Source organism: Paenibacillus sp. 2TAB23 (genome assembly GCF_052115165.1).
Lineage (GTDB): Bacteria > Bacillota > Bacilli > Paenibacillales > Paenibacillaceae > Pristimantibacillus.
Genome location: NZ_JBFRGD010000010.1, coordinates 132,225 through 151,522 on the forward strand (window position 1 = coordinate 132,225; position 19,298 = coordinate 151,522).

Sequence of the window (19,298 nt, forward strand, 5' to 3'; positions counted from 1 at the left end):
AGTATGAGACAAACCCCATTGTTTTTGTGGGGTTTGTCCGTATTTGTAAATATATTCAAAGGATGGGGTAGATGAAAGTCAATAACAACTATATCAAACGGATGCTGCTCTCCTATCTCCCCATTCTGTTCGTTACAGTCAGTATGCTTATTTTTATTTTTTTCTCCATAATCAATCAGCTGCATGTCCGCAATGCCATTCAGGCGAATGATCTGACCGCAGAATATATTGCCAATATGGTGGATAGCTCGCTCAAAAGCATTTCCTTTGATGCGCAGAAGATGATTGAGAGCGGAGGTGATATGGAGCGATTTCTCGACGGTCCCTCTGATCGTGCATCGGACTTTGATGCTTCCAACTTACTTAGCAATTTAATCGTTCGTTACGGGCTTATCGATTCTGTCTATTTATATCGAGCAAATGATAGCAGGGTACTCGATCAAAGTACGATTCGTCCGCTTGATCAGTTTCCTGACCAAAGCTATATTCGGAGCTCACTGAAACAGCCATATATGGGAGTCTGGTCCTCGTCGCGGGAAGCGATAGGTGCGAGTTCAACAGTTAAAGTCACCTCCCTGGGTTTTAAAATCCCACGGGATTCCGGAAGTCTGGGATACTTGGTAATTAACGTTAAACTTTCTTCATTGCATTCGTTTATTGGTCAAATGATTGACCCTGATATTACGGAATCGGAGCTGTACGACGCTCAAGGGCATTCATTCTTCAAAGACGATCGTTCTGCAATGTCTGCGAATAGATTAAGTGCTGATATTGTTTCGGATTATACGGGCTGGACGTATCGGATCAGTATTAAAGGCGGACAGTTATTTGATTTTCTGTTTCACGGGAGTACCTTATGGATCTTGCTAGGCCTTAGCGCTATCGTTTTTGCCATTGGATCGACCCTCTATGTGACAAGAAGAAACTATAAACCGATTGAAACCATTATGCATCGGATCGAGCGCTTCACATCATCCGTTAAAGCATCCGATCCGAAAGAAAAGGAGACTGAATTTTCCTTTATTGATCAGGCGATTGAACGTTTGATTACGAATAATATGGCTTTTCAAGAGCAGCAGCAGGAGCATCTGGTTATTCGGAGGCAGCAGTTTTTGCAGTTGTTGTTGAAAGGTGAATATGAAGGAGATCGGGGAGCATGGGAGCAGGAATGGGACTTTTTCGGGATGTCCGGGGGACGATTTATCGTAGCGTTAGTAGAGCTCGACCATTACGGGCAATTCGCTTTGAAATATAGTCCTAATGATCAATCCTTGTTCAAGTTTATCGTCAGCAGCGTCTCGGTTGAGATCGCTGAGCAGAATGCCTTGCGAATTGTAGTCGAGTGGTTATCGAAAAATCAACTCGTCATCCTTCTTATATCGAATGAAAGCGGTACATTGGAGCATCAGATGCTGCAGCTCTCTGAACAAGTAAGGTCATGGGTGGAGAGTCATCTGGACTTTACGGTCACGATCGGGGTCGGAACGCATGCGGAGGACGAATCTGAAATCGGCTGCTCGTTTGATGATGCAATGGCTGCCGTCAGCCGCAAAGTGTCATTCGGTGTCAATCAAATTATTGATTCGGTCGAGGTAAAGGGGAGTTCGGACCGCGAATGGTTTTCATATCTGGAAATGATTCGCACTATCGTTCGAGAGCTTCGCATGTCGGAGAACGAATGGCTCCATGCATTAAAGGGTCTTTTCAACGAAATGTCCATTCAGCGACTTCGTAAGGACGATGTCAATCGTCTGTTGGACTATTTAATATTTCATCTCGAATACGAGTTAGAAGGGGCGCTGCCGGAAGCAGTCAAGCTTTGGCTTCAGGATGTCAAGCCAGTGCTAGTCGCCGCTGTTGCACAGTCAGATACGCTCCGGCAGCTAGAAGACCGTTTTCTTGAGACATTGGCTCAGCTCTCGCAGCATATTGCGGAGCTTTCTCAGAATCGACGACACAATGCGCTCATGAGACAAATCCGCGATTATGTTTCGGAGCATTTTATGGATCCTAACCTTTCTTTAACGCTGCTTAGCGATCGCTTCCAGATCAGCTCCAAATATTTAAGCCAGCTATTTAAAGAAAGCATTGGTCAGAACTTTAGTGATTTTCTTATCGGGCTGCGGATCGATTATGCTAAACGCCTGCTTCGTAATTCGGACGTTACCGTGCAGGAGATCTCGGATATGATGGGTTATGCGAATGCTACGTCGTTTATAAGAGTATTTAAGAAAATCGTCGGATTGTCCCCCGGACAATATCGCGAGACACAAACGAAAAGCATAGATCCAAGTTAGATTATAAGCCGAAGGGTGATAGATAAATGAATCAACAAGCAAATGGCCATATGCGGCTGAAGGGGAAAGTACGTATACAAGTCCCTTCCTCTCGGACGTCACCGGTGGAGCATGCGCTCAAGATGTTGGTCAGGGACTTCGAAGCGGTATTAGGTGAGAAGCCTGAGCTGGTAACGGGTGTGCAAGAAACGGCTGAGCTCACTATCCGTCTGGCAGAAGGACAAGATATTGGTTTACAGCGTCCCGAAGCGTTTTGTTTCCGTTTTCATATGAATGGTAGCATCTCCCAAATGAGCATTATCGGTCAAGACGAGCTTGGCCTCGTTTACGGCATATTGGAATTTAGTCGAATCATTCTGGGCATTCAACCGTTCTGGTTTTGGGCCGATCAATCCATAATATTTAGGAATGAAATTGTCATTCCATGTCATGATTATGATGCTCCCGCATCTAAGGTGCGATATCGCGGGTGGTTCGTTAATGACGAGGTGTGCTTAATCGGCTGGAAGGAGACGTACCCGCCATCAAGGGAAGTATGGGAGCCAGTATTCGAAGCGCTTCTGCGCTGCGGGGGCAATATGGTTATTCCAGGAACCGACTTGCCGAAAAACGGAATCCATTACGAGCTTGCCGCTGAGATGGGCTTATGGGTCACGCATCATCATGCCGAGCCGCTAGGCGCAGAGATGTTCTTGCGCGCTTTCCCTGGAAGATCTGCCAGCTATCAGGAGGAGCCTGAGTTATTTGAGAGCTTGTGGCAGGAAGCCATCGATGAGCAAAAGGATATGAAGGTGTTATGGGTGCTATCTTTCCGTGGTCAAGGCGACGCGCCTTTCTGGATGAACGATCCTGCTTTCGACACTTCGGAAAAACGCGGTGCGATGATAAGCAAGGTGATACGGAAGCAGTATGACATGATTGGAAGTGCTGTTTCGAGTCCAGTATTCTGTGTAGCCTTATATGGTGAAATAGCTGAATTGTACAAAGGTGGGTACATAATTCTGCCTGAAGACGTGATTAAAGTATGGGCTGATAACGGTTACGGAAAAATGGTTTCGCGTAGGCATAACAATCAAAATCATCGCGTCTGGTCTCTTCCTGCAGAGGATGACGGAGGAAAGCATGGATTGTATTACCATGTGACATTTCATGATCTGCAGGCTTCTAATCATTTGACGATGTACCCGGGGGCTGCGACATTCCTTAAGCAAGAGATTGAGACGTCCTTTCGTGCAGGAGCTGATGAGTATTTGCTGCTTAACTGTGGCAATATTAGGCCCCATGTGTATGCGCTGGATGTGATTCGGGAGCTGTGGAATACAGGTACAATTGACGTCAATAAGCATTTAACTGAATTTGTTAGCCGTTATTATTCTACTGATCACGAAGCACTAGAGGAATTGTATCGAAGCTATACGGAAGCAACAATTGCATACGGACCGTATGAAGATGACTTGGCCGGTGATGAATATTATCATCATCCAGCCAGGCAAATGATCGGTCATTGGCTGCAAGGCAAAGAAAAACATCCGGATCCGAGATTGTTTTGGGCTGTGGGCGAAGTTCCTTTCGAAGAACAAGTCAAGCGGTTTGAAGATAGGCTGGCGCAGGGTAAACAAACTTGGGAAGCATGGCTTAATCGCTGCGATGTGGTTATGGAGAATCTTAGTCCGACCGACAAGCGCAGAGCAATAGATCAGTTGCGGTTCCATGGCGCAATCCATTTATCTGGCTGCGAAGGTTTTTATTGGCTGTGCCGTTCCTATAGTGCGTTCAACGAGCAGAATTACGCCATAGCCTTCGTCTACGCGTCGGAATCAATGTGGTGTTATAAGAGAGGTCTAGATATTTTGCGCGGCTCCGAGCACGGGAAATGGGATCGCTTTTACCGTGCTGATTGGCTTACGAATATTCAGAATACAGTACAAAATGTAGATACACTGCGGCGGTTTATTCGCATACACGGCGACAGTCCTGATTTCTTCCTGTGGTACAAGGAGTATTTGATGCCGGAAACGGAGAAATATATTTATTTGGAAAATACTCATCGAAATCCACTTTCAGATGATGAGTTGGCACAACAGCTAAAGGATTTTTTCTTAACTGCTGGCACCGTCTCCGAAAAATAATCGACAACAAACGAGGGTATCAATAGATGTCACCATTTTTATCAAATTGATATTACATCCAAAGATGATAAACGATAGAAAGGGGAGATTGTAATGAGTATACAAACGCTGCGCGAGAGAGGCTTAGTCATCGACCCGCGAACCAGAGCGTACCTCGAGCCTGCGCGTATTCTCTGGATGACCGAAAGTGGAGCTGCATCTGAGGTGAGCAATCCGGGAGGGCTGCTTGGCTCAAACGGAGGTCAGGTGACAAAAGAAGCACCAAACGCGTGCATGCTTAGCCATAAAGGGGAAGCGCCGGGATTACTGCTGGATTTCGGGTTGGAGCTGCATGGTGGCATTAGAATCTCGGTAGTTGAGGGTCGGTTCCCGTCGCGGAACGTTCGGATTCGTATCCGATTAGGCGAATCTGCCATGGAGGCGATGAGTGAGCTTGGCGGTCTGAGCAATGCTACCAATGATCATGTGGCACGCGATAGTGTTGTGAACGTCGGTCTTCTCGGAACTACCGAGTTCGGTACAACGGGATTTCGTTTTGCGAGGATCGATCTATTAGACGAGGGAACGCTTGAGCTCCAAAGTGTACAAGCTGTGCACGTGTACCGTGACATTGCGTACAAGGGGAGTTTTAGGAGCAGTGATTCGCTCCTGAATCAGATTTGGGAAACTGGAGCCTATACCGTTCATTTGAATATGCAAGATTATCTGTGGGATGGGATTAAACGGGATCGCATGGTATGGACCGGCGATATGCATCCGGAAGTCGCAACGATTAGCGCTGTTTTTGGCGAGCATGAGATTGTGCCCTCCAGTTTGGATTTCAAGCGAGATCGGTCCCCATTGCCCATGTTTATGGATATGCCGACTTACTCGATTTGGTGGCTGCTTGTTCAACATGATTGGTATATGCAGCATGGGAATGAGGCGTATTTGCAGGAACAGCGTACATATTTGACCGGGCTGCTGCATGAGTTAGCAGGGAAGGTCCTGCCGGACGGAACGATTGATGTGTACCGGCCGTTCCTGGATTGGCCTGCATCATCCAATCCAGAAGGCGTAACGGCTGGTGTACATGCGCTGTTTGTTCTTGCCATGCAAGCTGGGGCGCGGCTCTGTAGACTGCTCGGTGAGTATGAGACTGTCGAGCTTTGCGAATCTATCGAAGCGAGGCTGCGCGAAGCGGCGCCTCATCACGCTTACAGCAAACAAGCGGCTGCGCTGCAAGGACTTGCCGGACTGTTGGAGCTAGCCGAAGCGAACAGTGAGGTGATTGCCCCGAATGCCCCGAAAGGCTATTCGACCTTTTACGGCTACTATATGCTGCGGACCCGAGCCGAAGCAGGCGATATCGCCGGGTGCATGGACAGCATACGTGCATACTGGGGCGGGATGCTAGAGCTCGGAGCAACGACGTTCTGGGAAGACTTCGATATCGATTGGATGGACAATGCAGCTCGAATCGATGAGTTGACACCACTAGGGAAAATCGACGTGCACGGCACATATGGCGGTTATTGCTACAAGGGTTACCGCCATAGCTTATGCCACGGCTGGGCATCGGGACCTACCGCTTGGTTGTCGGAGTACGTGCTTGGCATTACGCCGACGGAACCGGGCTTTCGCAAGGTAAGGATCAGACCGAATTTGAATGATTTGGATTGGGTTGAGGGCACGTATCCGACACCGCACGGCATTATTCATGTCAGGCATGAACGGGAAAAAGACGGAACCGTTCGAACCGAATATCAGGTGCCACCTGGGGTCCAGGTAATCGAATAAAAAGTCAGAAAGTTACCCCTTTAGAGCTCTATCGAGCGTCTATCGGGGTAACTTTTTTTGATTCATCTATTTGGTTTCCAGGTTATTTTCCAATTACAGGCTGTCCAGTTACAGGATCTGTATTCGGATCCCAGTTTTTTAGAGGATCCATGCGGAAGCGGGTTAGTTCCGTACTGCTAATCTTCCAGACGCCATCTACTTTTTTATACGATTCGTGGTATTGGCCGTACCCGTGATGTCCCGGATAAGCGTTTTTTGCGTCAGGGAAGGTCAGCAAATCCTCCATAGCCCAAATACCTTTAGCGGTATCCTTGTCTACGATCTCAATCTCAGGCATATATCCGTGGTGAACCGTCGGTGCTTTACCCACAAGGTCCCCGATCATTTTCCCATAAGCGGCTGGCCCGCCTTTGGAGTAATCTTGGCCGTCGGAAACCAATTTAGCATCCGCTGTAAACAGTTCTCCAAATTCATTCCATTTTTTCTCATCAACAAACCGGAAATAACGGGCTTTTAATTGTTTGATTTGCTCAATATTTTCCATGCGCACAAATTTTTCTTCAAGTTCAGCGATTTTAGCTGCTTGCTGCGCCATAATATTTTGTTCTGTTTGAGCTCCTTGCTTCACCTCATTAGTTTGCCCGGAGCATCCCGAGAGTATAATAATTAGCAAAACCACACTCAAAATTACACGGTTTATTACCTTCATGGTCTTAAACATATGAAACACATCCTTTGTTTGACTGTATTCGCAAGAGACGCCTCGCCTTTGAATTCATGGCATTATACGAATTGAACGATCTCTTCCATGGTCCTTCTCGATTTGGCACGCGCCGGTTCTTTGGAGCGATAGCCGAATGCCGTCATCACGCTTAGACCGAATTGGCCGTTTTCAAGCAACCCTTTACTCTCAAGAAGTTTATTGACGGCATCCATATCGAAGCCTTCGATCGGACACGAATCGATGCCGATATGCGCCGCTGCCGTCATCATATTGCCCATTGCCAAGTACGTTTGCTTCGAAGACCAATCCAGCAAAGTCCGCTCGGAATCTAGATGGAGGTCGTCGTAGAATTGTGCATAAGCTTGCTGCATGCTTTTAAAAACTTCCAAAGGCATGCCCTTTACTTGAGTCTGCTGCTCCAAGATGTATGAAGAATCATAAGTAAGCCCTTTTCTGGCCAAAATGATAACGAAGTGGCTCGATGTTGGCAGCGAACGCATTGCGCCGGATACGAGCGGAGCAAGTTCATTTCTGAATTCCGGACTTTGCACGACCACAAATTTCCAAGGCTCATTGCCTCCAGAGCTCGGAGATAAGCGGCCCGCCTCGAGAATGAATCTAAAATCCTCATCTGATATTTTCTTCACCGGATCGAATGCTTTGGTTGCATGCCTGAAATAAAACGTAGTCAACAAATCTGATTTTTTTGACTCGATATTCATGAATTATTTTCCCCCGTGAGTAGATTTTTATGAACGTATTGCTTTTTTCAGTAGACATTTCAAATGGTTTTGACTATACTGCAATTCAATTCACTACGTTTAATTTTTAGTCTAATACTATGAAATGAATGCGAGATGATCTGCTTGGAAACGCCGAAGTTTGAAACGGTTTGTATTGAATCGATTTCTGAAGTTTTACAATTTCTTTCAGGAAAATGGACTTTTCTAGTAATCACGCAGCTCTTAAAGGAGCCTCAGCGTTTTAATCAACTGCGACGAAATTTAGGTAACGTCAATACGAAAGGTTTAACCGATACACTACGAAATTTAGAAGTACATCAAATGATAAAACGACAAGTGTTTCCCACCGTTCCGGTGTCAGTTGAATATTCCATTACTGAAAAGGGAGATGCCTTTTCGAGCGTATTTCAGGAAATAAATCGCTGGAAACAGGAATGGGAATCTACTGATCATAAATCAACGCAATAAAGATGATTAAGTTTTACCTTTTGAATCGTATTATCATAGCAAAGATATTTGTTTGGATGGGTTCAAGCTAGCGAGAGGATCCATCCGAATTAAATCTTCGTTCGCGCGATTGCCCATCGCGTGTTTTCATCTTCCCCATCTTTGAACCCATTTCCATCCGCTTCGTTTTGTTCTCGAGTTTAATTTGTCTGCTTATTCATCTATTAACATTCTTGTCATAGAAGGTTTTTTTTTGCCTACATATTTGACTCGCCTCTTTCTAAAGATGATGGTCAACGAAGCTTTTGTTGCTTCGGAATCAACTATAACAGGTATTCGATTTTCTCATAAGAACGCTATTTATTTACACATGCTTTAGAAAAATAAAGCCATGGTACTTGGTCTAGCTTCAAGTTATGCGATGTTCGCGGCTACGCTCAGTCTGCTCGGAATGAGTAAGCAGGACATGGGGTTACTTGATATGTGCTGGTGGTTTTGTTTAGGCGCGGACAAAATGACGAGGCTTTACCAAAAATGATGTCAATTAGAAACTAGATATTGTCTCCCCATGGTGCCATAGAGCATCACTTTATTTATATAAAGCATGTTTAAAAAAATTGCCTTCTTATGATAACAATAAATACCTGCTATAGTTGACCGCGAGGCAGTCGAAACCTCAGTACCTTACTAATTGAAAAGAGGTTGTTCACTTATGTTCGCAAAAAATTGCCTTCTATAGCGAAGCTTATTATGGAAGATGTAAACGTTGAATCAGAAGGACAGTCTTTAAGAATTCGACAATTGGACTGAAGTCTGGTTGATCATTAATTATTCATCGATGGGAGAGAACATATAATGAGAGATGCGTACAAAACCATTTTCGAACCGCTTCATCTGCGAAGCGGCAAGGATTTGAGAAATAGAATAGTGATGTCTCCAATGGGTCATTTGGGATCGCTGCCCGGAGGTTATATTTCCGAGGAAGAATTGGCCTACTATGATATGAGGGTTAGAGATGTTGGGATGGTCATTACGTCAGCTACAACGATTAAAGAAGGTACTCACTATCCGGGCTTGCCAGCCGTGGAGACAGATGAACATATTCCGGGGCTGCGCAAGCTTAGCACCGTATTGAAATCCCATGGAGCAGCTGCGGTTATGCAATTGTTACATGAGGGGGCTAACGGAGCAGGCGAAGCGCCGAGCGCCGTAGCAGCGGAGAATTCCGAACTTCCTCTGCCGCGCGAGTTATCCGACATCGAAATAGAAGAGATCATCAAGAAATTTGGAGACGCGGTAAGACGAGCCATTGAAGCGGGTTTCGATGGCGTCGAAATTCATGGTGCAAACGGATTTCTGGTTCAGCAGTTTACTTCCCCCCATTACAACCGCCGTATGGACCGATGGGGAGGCACGCCTGAAAAAAGATTAGCTTTTCCACTTGCCGTTATTAATGAAGTCAAAAGTGTAGTGGCAGAAGCCGGAAAGCCGTTTATCATCGGGTACCGTATTTCTCCGGAGGAAGCAGAAACGGACGGATTGACGATGGCGGATACTATACGAAACGTCGATATACTTGCGGATCAGGGATTGGATTATATTCACGTTTCCCTTCATCAATTTTGGTCGAAGCCACGTCGAGGCACGAATGATACCCGGTCCCGGATGGAAATTCTTAAAGAAGTTGTCGGAGACCGCACGGCCTTAATCGGCGTAGGCGAAATAAAGACGCCGGAAGATGCCACCATGGCATTGTCCACCGGAGTAGAACTTCTCGCGATCGCTAGAGGATTGCTCTTGGATCCGAAATGGGTTCAGAAGGTACGCGAAGACAATGGGGATCTTATCAAGAAAAAATTATACCGCAGTGATCAATTGGACTTGATGCTTCCTAATGCTCTATGGGAGATGATTGAAAATTTTATTCCGTTTGAGGATTAACGATCGTTTTCAACCCGTCAAACCCGCTTGGGTTTGACGGGTATTTGACTTTAAATCGACGTTTCCGCAATAAACCGTATCCCCCGTTAAATCGTTCCTTTAATAGAAGGGAGAGAATAATGGCATGCTGCGTGATAATAACAGGCAAGCCGTTATTTCTTAGTTATGAACAGATTTTTTTAGAAACGTTATTTCAAAAACTGTTTACGAAAACGGATAGGAGATAGACCTACGCTACGTTTAAAGCAAGCTGAGAAGTAGGGGGAGTAACGGAATCCGACTTCTTCGGAAATGCGTTCGATCGGCCATTCCGTTGTGACCAATAGGCGTTTTGCACGCTCCAACCGGAACTCCAGCAGATATTCGTTAGGCGTGAGTTCATACTTTGCCTTCATGCACCGAACAATATAATTCGGATGAAAATGCAGGGCAGATGCTAGAATTTCATTGGTGATCTTTCCCTTATAATTTTTTTGAATGTAAGCTGCCGCTTGTTCCGCCAAACGGTCCGCCACTGAGCGCGTGCTGTTCAAGCCTTCTTTCTCGAGCATGGCTAGCAGCTCGGCTAGCAAGCGCTGTTCCTCCCAGAAAGAGCTGTTGATTGGCAGCGCCAGCAAATGTTTGATCAGATCGAAGTACAATTCAGGATTGGATAAATGTGAATGTTTCGGGAGTCGAAGTCCGTAAGGATTGCCGAAAGGCCGCGATGAATACAGTATTCCTTTTTGATTGTTTTTCGGGTATGTTTCCTGTTGTATCGAATGCTCAAAGTGAACCCAGTAAAAAACAGTTTCCTGCGAGCAGGGACTTACCGAGTAATGCTCTCCTTCTGGCAACAGCAGCAGTGTATCTCCTCTCGTCAGCGTCCAATGCTGGCTGTTTTCACCCATATGCAGTTCTCCCTTTGCCACGATCAACAGATCGTAAATGCCAAGATTTTTTCTATTCGGGTGATGATCTCCGATCTGAAATTCCGAATAACCGGATCCCAAATAATAAGGAATCGGCGGTGTTTTTAGTTCAATAATGATCTCTTCGTTCAAAACGTCATCTCTCCTTTCTGTGTTATTTTTTATAAAAAAAAGGTTAATTCATTTCTATTTGACCAGTAAAGTAAAGCATATAATTGAAAACGTTAAGAGTCAAATTGTATAGGAGGAATCAATATGCAGCAAACGCAAGTGGACATTCAGGATGAATTCTGGCAGGACTATTCAGGGCTAATTCGAAATACAGTCATTCCTTATCAATGGGAAGCACTTAACGATAGGATTGAAGGAGCGGCGCCTAGCTATGCGATTCGAAACTTCAGAATTGCAGCAGGCTTGGAGGAAGGCGAATTTGGGGGCTGGATCTTTCAGGACAGTGACCTATACAAATGGTTGGAGGCGGTTGCATTTTCGCTCAGGCATCATCCTGACCCTGAATTAGAGAAAATAGCAGACGGCGCTATCGATCTGATTGGACAAGCTCAGCATGAGAATGGCTATTTAAACACTTACTATACGGTTAAGGAGCCGGGAAAACAGTGGACAAATCTTCACGAAGCCCATGAGCTTTATTGTGCAGGCCATTTGATCGAAGCGGCTGTTGCTTATTATCAGGCTTCGGGCAAGAGCAAGCTGCTTGACATTGCACGCCGATTCACCGATCTCATTGACCGTATGTTCGGAACACAACCAGATCAAATCCGTGGATATTGCGGGCATCAAGAAATTGAACTGGCTCTGGTCAAGCTATATGAGGTTACGGGTGAAGAACGATTTTTGACTCTAAGCCGATATTTCATTGATGAGCGGGGAAGCAAACCAAGCTATTTCATCGAAGAATGGGAACGCCGGGGCAAGATTAGTATTTGGTCGGAAGGAACGCCTAATCTTGAAGTGTATCAAAGTCATCAACCCGTACGAGAGCAATCCGTTGCGGTGGGTCATTCCGTGCGGGCCGTCTATATGTACACAGCAATGGCTGATCTTGCGCGCCTTACCGATGACGACGAGCTGCGCAAAGCTTGCGAGCGGTTATGGGAAAATACGACACGCAAGCAGATGTATATCACAGGCGGGATCGGGGCGACTCATCTTGGAGAAGCTTTCTCGTTCGATTACGATCTGCCTAATGATACCGTGTATGCAGAGACATGCGCCTCAATCGGCTTGATCTTCTGGGCACGTCGGATGCTGCAGCTGGAAGCCAAAAGCGAGTACGCGGATGTGATGGAGAGAGCTCTATACAACAATGTGCTAGGCAGCATGTCCAAGGATGGCAAGCATTTCTTCTATGTAAACCCGCTAGAAGTTTGGCCGGAGGCAAGCTCCAAAAATCCCGATAAGTTTCACGTGAAGCCTGTGCGTCAACCATGGTTTGGCTGCTCCTGCTGCCCGCCTAACGTAGCTCGGCTTCTCAGTTCGCTTAGTGATTATATTTACGATGTCAGCGATGACGGAAATAAAGTCTACACTCACCTTTTTATTGGCAGCGAAATCGGTTTTGCGTCTGGTGGCTGCCAGGTGACGTTGCGTCAGCGCTCTGAATTGCCATGGAACGGCAAGATCGAATTCACCATCTCGTTATCTGGCGATGCTGACAGTGCCGCATTCGAACTTGCGCTGCGAATCCCCAACTGGTTTCAAGATGGACGCCCAGTATTGCGAGTGAACGGAACCGACCTAGAATACCCAGTGGAAAATGGTTATGCGAAGGTTGAGCGAAGCTGGTCGGATGGCGATACGATTACTTGGCTGCTGCCGCTGGAGACGAAATTGATTGCCGCCAATCCGCAGATCAGGGCGGATGCCGGGAAGGCAGCCATCCAACGAGGTCCTCTCGTATATTGCGTCGAAGAAGCGGATAATGGATTGCCGATTGCTTCATTATCATTAGCTGGAGAGCCGAAATTGACGGAGTGCACAGCTGCTGACTTGTTAGGCGGTTTCATTGTTGTGGAGGGTGACGGGCAGGTGGTGGATGGATCTGCGTGGACGGAGAACCAGCCGTATCAACCGCTCCGCAAGCAGACCAAGCCGGTTCGTTTCAAGGCGATCCCTTATTATTTATGGGGAAATCGCCAAGCAGGTGAAATGAATGTTTGGTTGCGATACTGATCATAGATTCGGATGATTAGAGGTTCATAAAACATCTTTGTTTCAAAGCGGTTTATCATGCTTTTTTTTCAAAGCAAAAAAATGCGAAAGATCCCTGGATGAGCCATCCAGGGATCTTTCGGTAGTTTTCCAAGATGGAGATGAGAACATGAAGAAGGAGAATGAACGAAAGTCACATATGGATCGTATGACATTGAAAAATCGGATTCTCTTGCTTTTTGCTGCCGCGACGCTAATTCCTTTCATCTTAACCTGCTATGTTTCTTATAACACCATTACTTCGATTCTGAACACGAAGCTGCAAGCCGGCATTCAGAGTAACCTGAAGCAGGTAAGGCTGTCGTTTGAGAATACGCTGAGTAATCTGAATCACGTTTCTCAGCAGCTTGCCTTTGAAGGAAACATAGGCAAACAGTTGGAATTGTTCCTGACAGCAGAAAAGCCGTATGATCGCAGCTATCTTACGGATCAGATCAAGTATCAGCTTAATCTGATCACATTCACGAATCCGAATATTGGGTTGACGATGTATCATTTCCGTAATGACAGCAGCATTCATTTCGAAAATATGGGCGTGAAGGACTCTTTCGATATCGAAAATCTTCCCATCATAGCTGAATATTACGGTATTACTTACTTTGGACCCCACATGAGCAATGACCGGTTTAATAATCAATATGTGTTTTCCGCTTTGCGCAAAGTCGAGCTGCCTGAGCGTGAAGACGCTTATGTCTATATTGAATCCGGTTTTAAATTAACACAGAGCGTGCTTGATCTTGATGGGGTCAGCAAACATACGGACCATTTGATTTTGGATAATAACGGACGAATTTCCTATAGCGAGTTAAATGACGTATTTCCTGAGAATTCATTGTTTCCAGGCTTGGAATCCCCGGCTTTGGCAACCGGAGTAACTTTCGATTATTATTGGTATCGCCAAATTAGCAATCAAGGATGGAGCGTTGTCTCTCTCATTGCCAAATCCGACTACAACAGGGAGAAGAATCGCTGGGTCATGCAGATGCTAGTGTTGGCTGTTCTCTTTGCAGCAGTCAGCGTAGCTATCGGATGGCTGCTCTGGAAGATGGTTTATCGCCCTCTCTCCAAATTCAACAAAGAGATCAGATGGATGGCAAACAGTAATTTCAATGCCGTAACGACCCAATCACGAATACCAGAATTTGAATCGCTGTTAACCCAATTTCAGCATATGAAGGTTCAAATCGCACATCTCTACTCGGAGGTAGAGATCAAGGAAAAGCGCAGGGCGGATCTGGAGATTGAGAAGCTTCTCTATCAGATTAATCCGCATTTTCTGATGAATACACTGGACACGGCTCATTGGCTTGCCGTCATGAACGGACAGGAAGAAATTGATCGGCTTGTCACTTCACTGAACAAGCTTCTTTATTACAACCTTGGCAAAGGAAATAGCAGCTCGACGATAAGGGAAGAGATCGACTCACTCAAGCAATATCTTATTCTCCAGCAAATTCGATACGATTTTCATTTTGATGTTCGTATACAGGTAGACGATGAACTGCTCGATATGTCTGTTCCACGATTTATACTGCAGCCGTTGGTTGAAAATGCGCTGTACCATGGGCTGGAGGACGATGGAAGAATTGAGGTCGATGTCATCATGCGCGATCGCCTTGAAATTGAGATTAGGGATAACGGTGGAGGCATCTCCGATGAAACGATTCTTGCATTGCTGGAGCAAGAGCATACCGAACGCCACCGGGTAGGGATGGGAATCGGGATGAACTACGTAAAGCGGATGCTGGAATCTCATTATGATGGTCATGCAACTCTTACTGTATCAAGCGAGCTTGGCAAAGGTACAGTTATTGTCATTCAAATTCCCGTTAAGAGGGAGGATAATCAGTCATGATTGATGTGCTCATCGTTGATGACGACAAGCTTGTGCGTAAGGGGCTGATGTCCGTTATGCCTTGGGAATCATTCGGAATGAGAGTCGTCGGGGAGGCAGCGAACGGAGAAAAGGCGCTCGAATTTCTAAAGGCTAATCGGGTGGAGTTAATGATGACTGATCTGGCAATGCCGGTCATGTCAGGAATCGAGTTGATTCGCATCGTCCGCAAGCGTTATCCAGAGGTGGCAATCGCCGTACTGACCTTACATCAGGATTTCGAATATATCCAGGAAGCTTTGCGTCTAGGTGCCATTGACTATATTGCGAAGGTTCAGCTTGAAAAAGAGCAGTTCGAAGAGGTGCTTGGACGTATTCATGCACGTATGCTGAAAGAGCAGCGAAATCAGATTGACGAACCGCACTCGTTGGGCAGCGACGTTTCCCTTTCAAATGAAGTATATGCGCTGCTGGAGCTTGGAGAAAAACTTATTCAGCAGCAGGATATTATTTCATTGGATTGGAGGATTGAGGCTGACGGACAGATTCGGATATGGTCGCCTATCCTTAGTCAGGAGCACCTGCCTGAAGCTGACGCTAATGAAGTTTTACTGCCGGCTCCGCCAAGTGAAGCATATGGCCCGAATTGGCGATTAGTGCAACTGCGGGATGCAAACGGCATATTGTGGACCGATCTGTATCACCTGTTGCGAAATTACAAACAGAAGAATTTCTTCTATGAATGCGACGAGTATGATCCTCATCCTATTAAAAAGTCTGTCTATGAGCTGCAAGAAGAGATGGCAAAGCCAGGTGAAAGCGATGATGAACTGGCGAAAGAGATGCTGCATGCATTCAAATGGGCCTATGATGACCTGTGTTTTCATGCCATGCAAGACCGGCTCAGACAGCTTATGCTGCCAGTTCCAAAACTCATGCAATTGCTCTATGGATTTACATTGGATTGGAACCGTTTATTTAGAGCCGTTACGCTAAACAGTATGACTCTTCCAGATACGCTCACGAGTTGGAAGGACGTCGTAGAGTGGATGGAAATCTTCAGGAAGCTGGCTCTAACGCTGACAGGCAATCAGCAGCTAAGCCGCGAGGTGAGCGGCAGTATCATGTCAGCTGTAAAGATTGTTCATGACGAGCTTGCGCTTCCGCTATTTGCGATTGATGTCGCCAAACGAGTTAATCTAAGTCGAAGCTACTTCAACCAATGCTTTAAGGAAGTCGTTGGACACTCTTTCAATGAGTATCTTCGCAAAGTACGGATAGATAAGGCACGGGAATATCTCGCCCAAACGGCCAAGCCGATCGTCTGGATTGCCGAACATACGGGATATGCGGATGAGAAATATTTCAGTAGGACTTTTCGCGATCAGACAGGCATGCTTCCCAGTGAATATCGACAGCAGCACAAGATAAGGTAGAGTCATGGATTACGTAAGGGGGACAAATGACCGGCAAGCTGAATTTCCGTCCATTTATCCCCCTGCATCTCGATCTTGGTTCTATCTTTGAATGGATTTAAGTCGTGTTATATTGATGGTGCTTGACCACATTGATTACGACTAGAAAGGGGAAAGACAACAAATGAGCAAGAAATATGTGTTAACGGTTATGGCTGCGCTGCTCGTACTGTTAAGCGCTTGCAGCAATACGGGAAGCGAAGGGAACGTTAATAACACTCCTCCTGCATCAACGAATGGAGGTGCCGAAACCGCTGATCCTTTCGGTAAATACGAGGAGACCATCACGCTTACGTACGGCAAGGAAGTAGATCCTACAGACAAAAGCCTGCCTGCAGGAGACACGCCGGAAGACAACCAGTATTCTCGTTATGTGAAGGAAAATTTGAACATCGATACGAAAGTGTCTTGGCAAGCGGCAACAGGCACGAATTATAACCAGAAAGTAAACCTTGCGGTTTCCAGCAACGACTTGCCGGATGCGCTTGTCGTTAAGGATACACAGCTAAGAGCTATGGTGAAAGCTGGCCAGCTAGAGGATCTTACAGAAGCATTTGATCAGTATGCTTCTCCCGCTATCAAAAATTTCATGGAGAAGACCAATGGCGTATCGAATGAGGCAGTCACATTTGACGGAAAAATGTTTGCGATCCCGAGCATTCAAGTTCAATCAGATGGCGTCCATCAGATGTGGATTCGCAAGGATTGGCTTGATAAGTTCGGGCTCGAGCCTCCGAAAACGATGGACGATCTGGAGAAAGTCGCGAAGGCGTTCGTCGAACAAGATCCGGACGGCAATGGACAGAAGGATACCATTGCAATTGCCGGACAGCAGAATGGAGCGAGGTTGTATGCGAATGCTCTCGAATCCACAAACAATACATTTGGTCTTGATCCCATCTTTGGCGCCTTCAAATCACATCCAGGTTATTGGCTGAAAGATGATGCGGGCAATCCCGTATACGGATCTGTATTACCGGAGACAAAAGAAGCACTTGCAAAGCTTCGGGACTTGTATGCAAATGGCCTGATTGATAAAGAAATCGGTATTCGAAAAAGCTCTTATGAGCCGGTGGTTAACGGAAAAGCAGGAATCTTTTTCGCTCCATGGTGGATGGGCTACGGTCCGCTGCCGGATGCGATTAAAAACGATCCGAAAGCAAATTGGCAAGCCTACTTGCTGCCGCTTGACGCAGATGGTCAATTCAATGCGCATATGGGAGCGCCATCCACGTTGTTCGTCGTTGTTAGGAAAGGCTACGAGCATCCAGAAGCGGTGATCAAAATGCTTAATTTACTAGTTCGCGACGAATCTAAATTTGATATATCTGTTCCTGTCGGCCACTATCCACTTCGTGTACCGATGTCTTACACGGATGAAAGTGAATATTCTGCCAAAGCGCTGCAAGACGTTCTGTCTGGCACGAAGAAACCGGAGGATTTTACAGATCCCGGATATAAGCTGCTTGCGGCCGATATTCAGAATGTAAAGAAAGTCAAGAAAGAGCCTTATGACAATATGGATATCCAATATTGGGATCCACAGGCCGACACCGGTGTGTGGAGCCGCATGTACTCGCTCCTTGTTGGATCTTCTACCCTGCAGCAGAACTACAATAAAGTATATAGCGTGCTTTACTCACAAACAAAAACCATGGAAAGCCGATGGTCCAATCTCAAAAAGCTAGAAGATGAAACGTTCTTGAAAATCATCATGGGCGCCGCTCCGTTAGATGATTTCGAAAAATTTGTAGCTGATTGGAAAAGTCAAGGCGGTGATAAGATTACAGAAGAAGTTAAAGATTATATGAAATAATGACAATTGCTGACGCGCCGGTCCAATCCGGCGCTTCATGCCAGCCATGTATAGCGAAGGAGGAACGGAATAGGTGAGAAACAGAGCATTCACCAAGCATTACTACATCATGCTTCTTCCCGGTTTTGTCTGGTTGTTTCTGATTAGTATCATCCCTATATTTGGGGCGGTAATCGCTTTTCAGGATTTTAATCCCGGTCAGGGCTTTTTCAAATCGGAATGGATAGGGCTTGAAAATTTTCGATACATGTTTTCGTTGAACGATACTAAAACGATCTTTTTCAATACGATCTTTATTGCAGTTATGAAAATAGTGGGCAATCTGTTGATACCACTTGTGTTTGCTATTATGCTCAATGAGCTTCGCTTAATGGCTGCAAAAAGATGGATACAAACGATCGTTTATTTGCCTCATTTTTTGTCATGGGTTATCTTATCTGGGAACCTGCTGGATATTTTCTCCTACACTGGTCCTGTTAATGCGCTATTAAATTCGTTTGGAATGGATTCGGTGTTATTCTTTGCACGCGCTGACCTGTTTCCATTCATAGTGGTAGGAAGTGATGTATGGAAGGAATTTGGCTTTAATACCATTATCTATTTGGCGGCATTGACGGGAATCAATCCATCGCTCTATGAGGCTGCTTCCATCGACGGAGCAACCCGTTTACGCAGAATTTGGCATGTTACATTGCCTGGACTAAGAGCTACAATCGTTTTGCTTGCCGTGTTAAGTCTAGGTAACGTATTGAATGCGGGGTTTGACCAGATTTTTAACTTATACAATCCGCTGCTCTATTCAACGGGTGACATTATTGATACTTGGGTATATCGTGAAGGACTATTGAACATGCAATACGGGCTTGCGACGGCGGTAGGATTATTGAAGTCGATTGTCTCTTTTATCATGATCATCGTGTCCTATGTGCTGGCTTCAAAATTCGCGAATTACCGTATTTTCTAATAAAGG

Annotated in this window: 13 protein-coding genes; 10 read left to right on the top strand and 3 right to left on the bottom strand. The window is 45.8% G+C overall.

Annotated elements, in window-relative coordinates:
• Positions 1-71 precede the first annotated feature (71 nt).
• The 3 genes from AB4Z29_RS16070 (at position 72) to AB4Z29_RS16080 (ending at position 6,205) form a co-directional block, all read left to right on the top strand.
• Positions 72-2,297 (top strand): AraC family transcriptional regulator, encoded by a 2,226-nt coding sequence (locus tag AB4Z29_RS16070; protein WP_441944044.1) that lies wholly within the window; start codon positions 72-74, stop codon positions 2,295-2,297.
• A 26-nt stretch (positions 2,298-2,323) separates the two neighbouring features.
• Positions 2,324-4,426: a glycosyl hydrolase 115 family protein gene (locus tag AB4Z29_RS16075; RefSeq protein ID WP_441944045.1), complete on the top strand. Its 2,103-nt coding sequence runs from the start codon at positions 2,324-2,326 to the stop codon at positions 4,424-4,426.
• Between the two features lie 93 nt (positions 4,427-4,519).
• Positions 4,520-6,205, top strand: a complete 1,686-nt coding sequence (locus AB4Z29_RS16080; RefSeq protein WP_441944046.1) for an alpha-L-rhamnosidase-related protein — start codon at positions 4,520-4,522, stop codon at positions 6,203-6,205.
• Positions 6,206-6,287: 82 nt separating this feature from the next.
• Here the strand turns inward: AB4Z29_RS16080 and AB4Z29_RS16085 are convergent, their stop codons facing one another.
• Both AB4Z29_RS16085 and AB4Z29_RS16090 read right to left on the bottom strand, forming a co-directional pair.
• On the bottom strand, positions 6,288-6,926 hold the full coding sequence (locus AB4Z29_RS16085) for a nuclear transport factor 2 family protein (RefSeq protein ID WP_441944047.1): 639 nt from the start codon (positions 6,924-6,926) through the stop codon (positions 6,288-6,290).
• 62 nt (positions 6,927-6,988) lie between these two features.
• Positions 6,989-7,651, bottom strand: coding sequence for an NAD(P)H-dependent oxidoreductase (locus AB4Z29_RS16090; RefSeq protein WP_441944048.1), 663 nt, complete (start codon positions 7,649-7,651; stop codon positions 6,989-6,991).
• Positions 7,652-7,786: 135 nt separating this feature from the next.
• Here AB4Z29_RS16090 and AB4Z29_RS16095 point away from each other — a divergent pair, with 135 nt between their 5' ends.
• Both AB4Z29_RS16095 and AB4Z29_RS16100 read left to right on the top strand, forming a co-directional pair.
• A complete protein-coding gene (locus AB4Z29_RS16095) occupies positions 7,787-8,140 on the top strand; it encodes a winged helix-turn-helix transcriptional regulator (protein ID WP_441944049.1) in 354 nt (117 codons plus the stop codon).
• Between the two features lie 834 nt (positions 8,141-8,974).
• Positions 8,975-10,060, top strand: coding sequence for an NADH-dependent flavin oxidoreductase (locus AB4Z29_RS16100; RefSeq protein WP_441944050.1), 1,086 nt, complete (start codon positions 8,975-8,977; stop codon positions 10,058-10,060).
• 188 nt (positions 10,061-10,248) lie between these two features.
• Here AB4Z29_RS16100 and AB4Z29_RS16105 read toward each other — a convergent pair whose 3' ends face one another.
• Positions 10,249-11,103 (bottom strand): helix-turn-helix domain-containing protein, encoded by an 855-nt coding sequence (locus AB4Z29_RS16105; RefSeq protein ID WP_441944051.1) that lies wholly within the window; start codon positions 11,101-11,103, stop codon positions 10,249-10,251.
• A gap of 123 nt (positions 11,104-11,226) precedes the next feature.
• Between AB4Z29_RS16105 and AB4Z29_RS16110 the strand changes: the two genes are divergently transcribed.
• The 5 genes from AB4Z29_RS16110 to AB4Z29_RS16130 all read left to right on the top strand — a co-directional run bounded on the left by AB4Z29_RS16110 (position 11,227) and on the right by AB4Z29_RS16130 (position 19,292).
• A complete protein-coding gene (locus tag AB4Z29_RS16110) occupies positions 11,227-13,164 on the top strand; it encodes a glycoside hydrolase family 127 protein (RefSeq protein WP_441944052.1) in 1,938 nt (645 codons plus the stop codon).
• A 148-nt stretch (positions 13,165-13,312) separates the two neighbouring features.
• Positions 13,313-15,058 (top strand): sensor histidine kinase, encoded by a 1,746-nt coding sequence (locus tag AB4Z29_RS16115; protein ID WP_441944053.1) that lies wholly within the window; start codon positions 13,313-13,315, stop codon positions 15,056-15,058.
• Positions 15,055-16,473 (top strand): response regulator transcription factor, encoded by a 1,419-nt coding sequence (locus AB4Z29_RS16120; RefSeq protein ID WP_441944054.1) that lies wholly within the window; start codon positions 15,055-15,057, stop codon positions 16,471-16,473. The genes AB4Z29_RS16115 and AB4Z29_RS16120 overlap by 4 nt, the downstream gene beginning before the upstream one ends.
• Before the next feature lie 163 nt (positions 16,474-16,636).
• Positions 16,637-18,328, top strand: a complete 1,692-nt coding sequence (locus AB4Z29_RS16125; RefSeq protein WP_441944055.1) for an extracellular solute-binding protein — start codon at positions 16,637-16,639, stop codon at positions 18,326-18,328.
• Between the two features lie 109 nt (positions 18,329-18,437).
• The gene (locus tag AB4Z29_RS16130; protein WP_441944158.1) at positions 18,438-19,292 is read left to right on the top strand and encodes an ABC transporter permease; all 855 of its coding nucleotides are present in this window, start codon (positions 18,438-18,440) and stop codon (positions 19,290-19,292) included.
• Positions 19,293-19,298 lie beyond the last annotated feature (6 nt).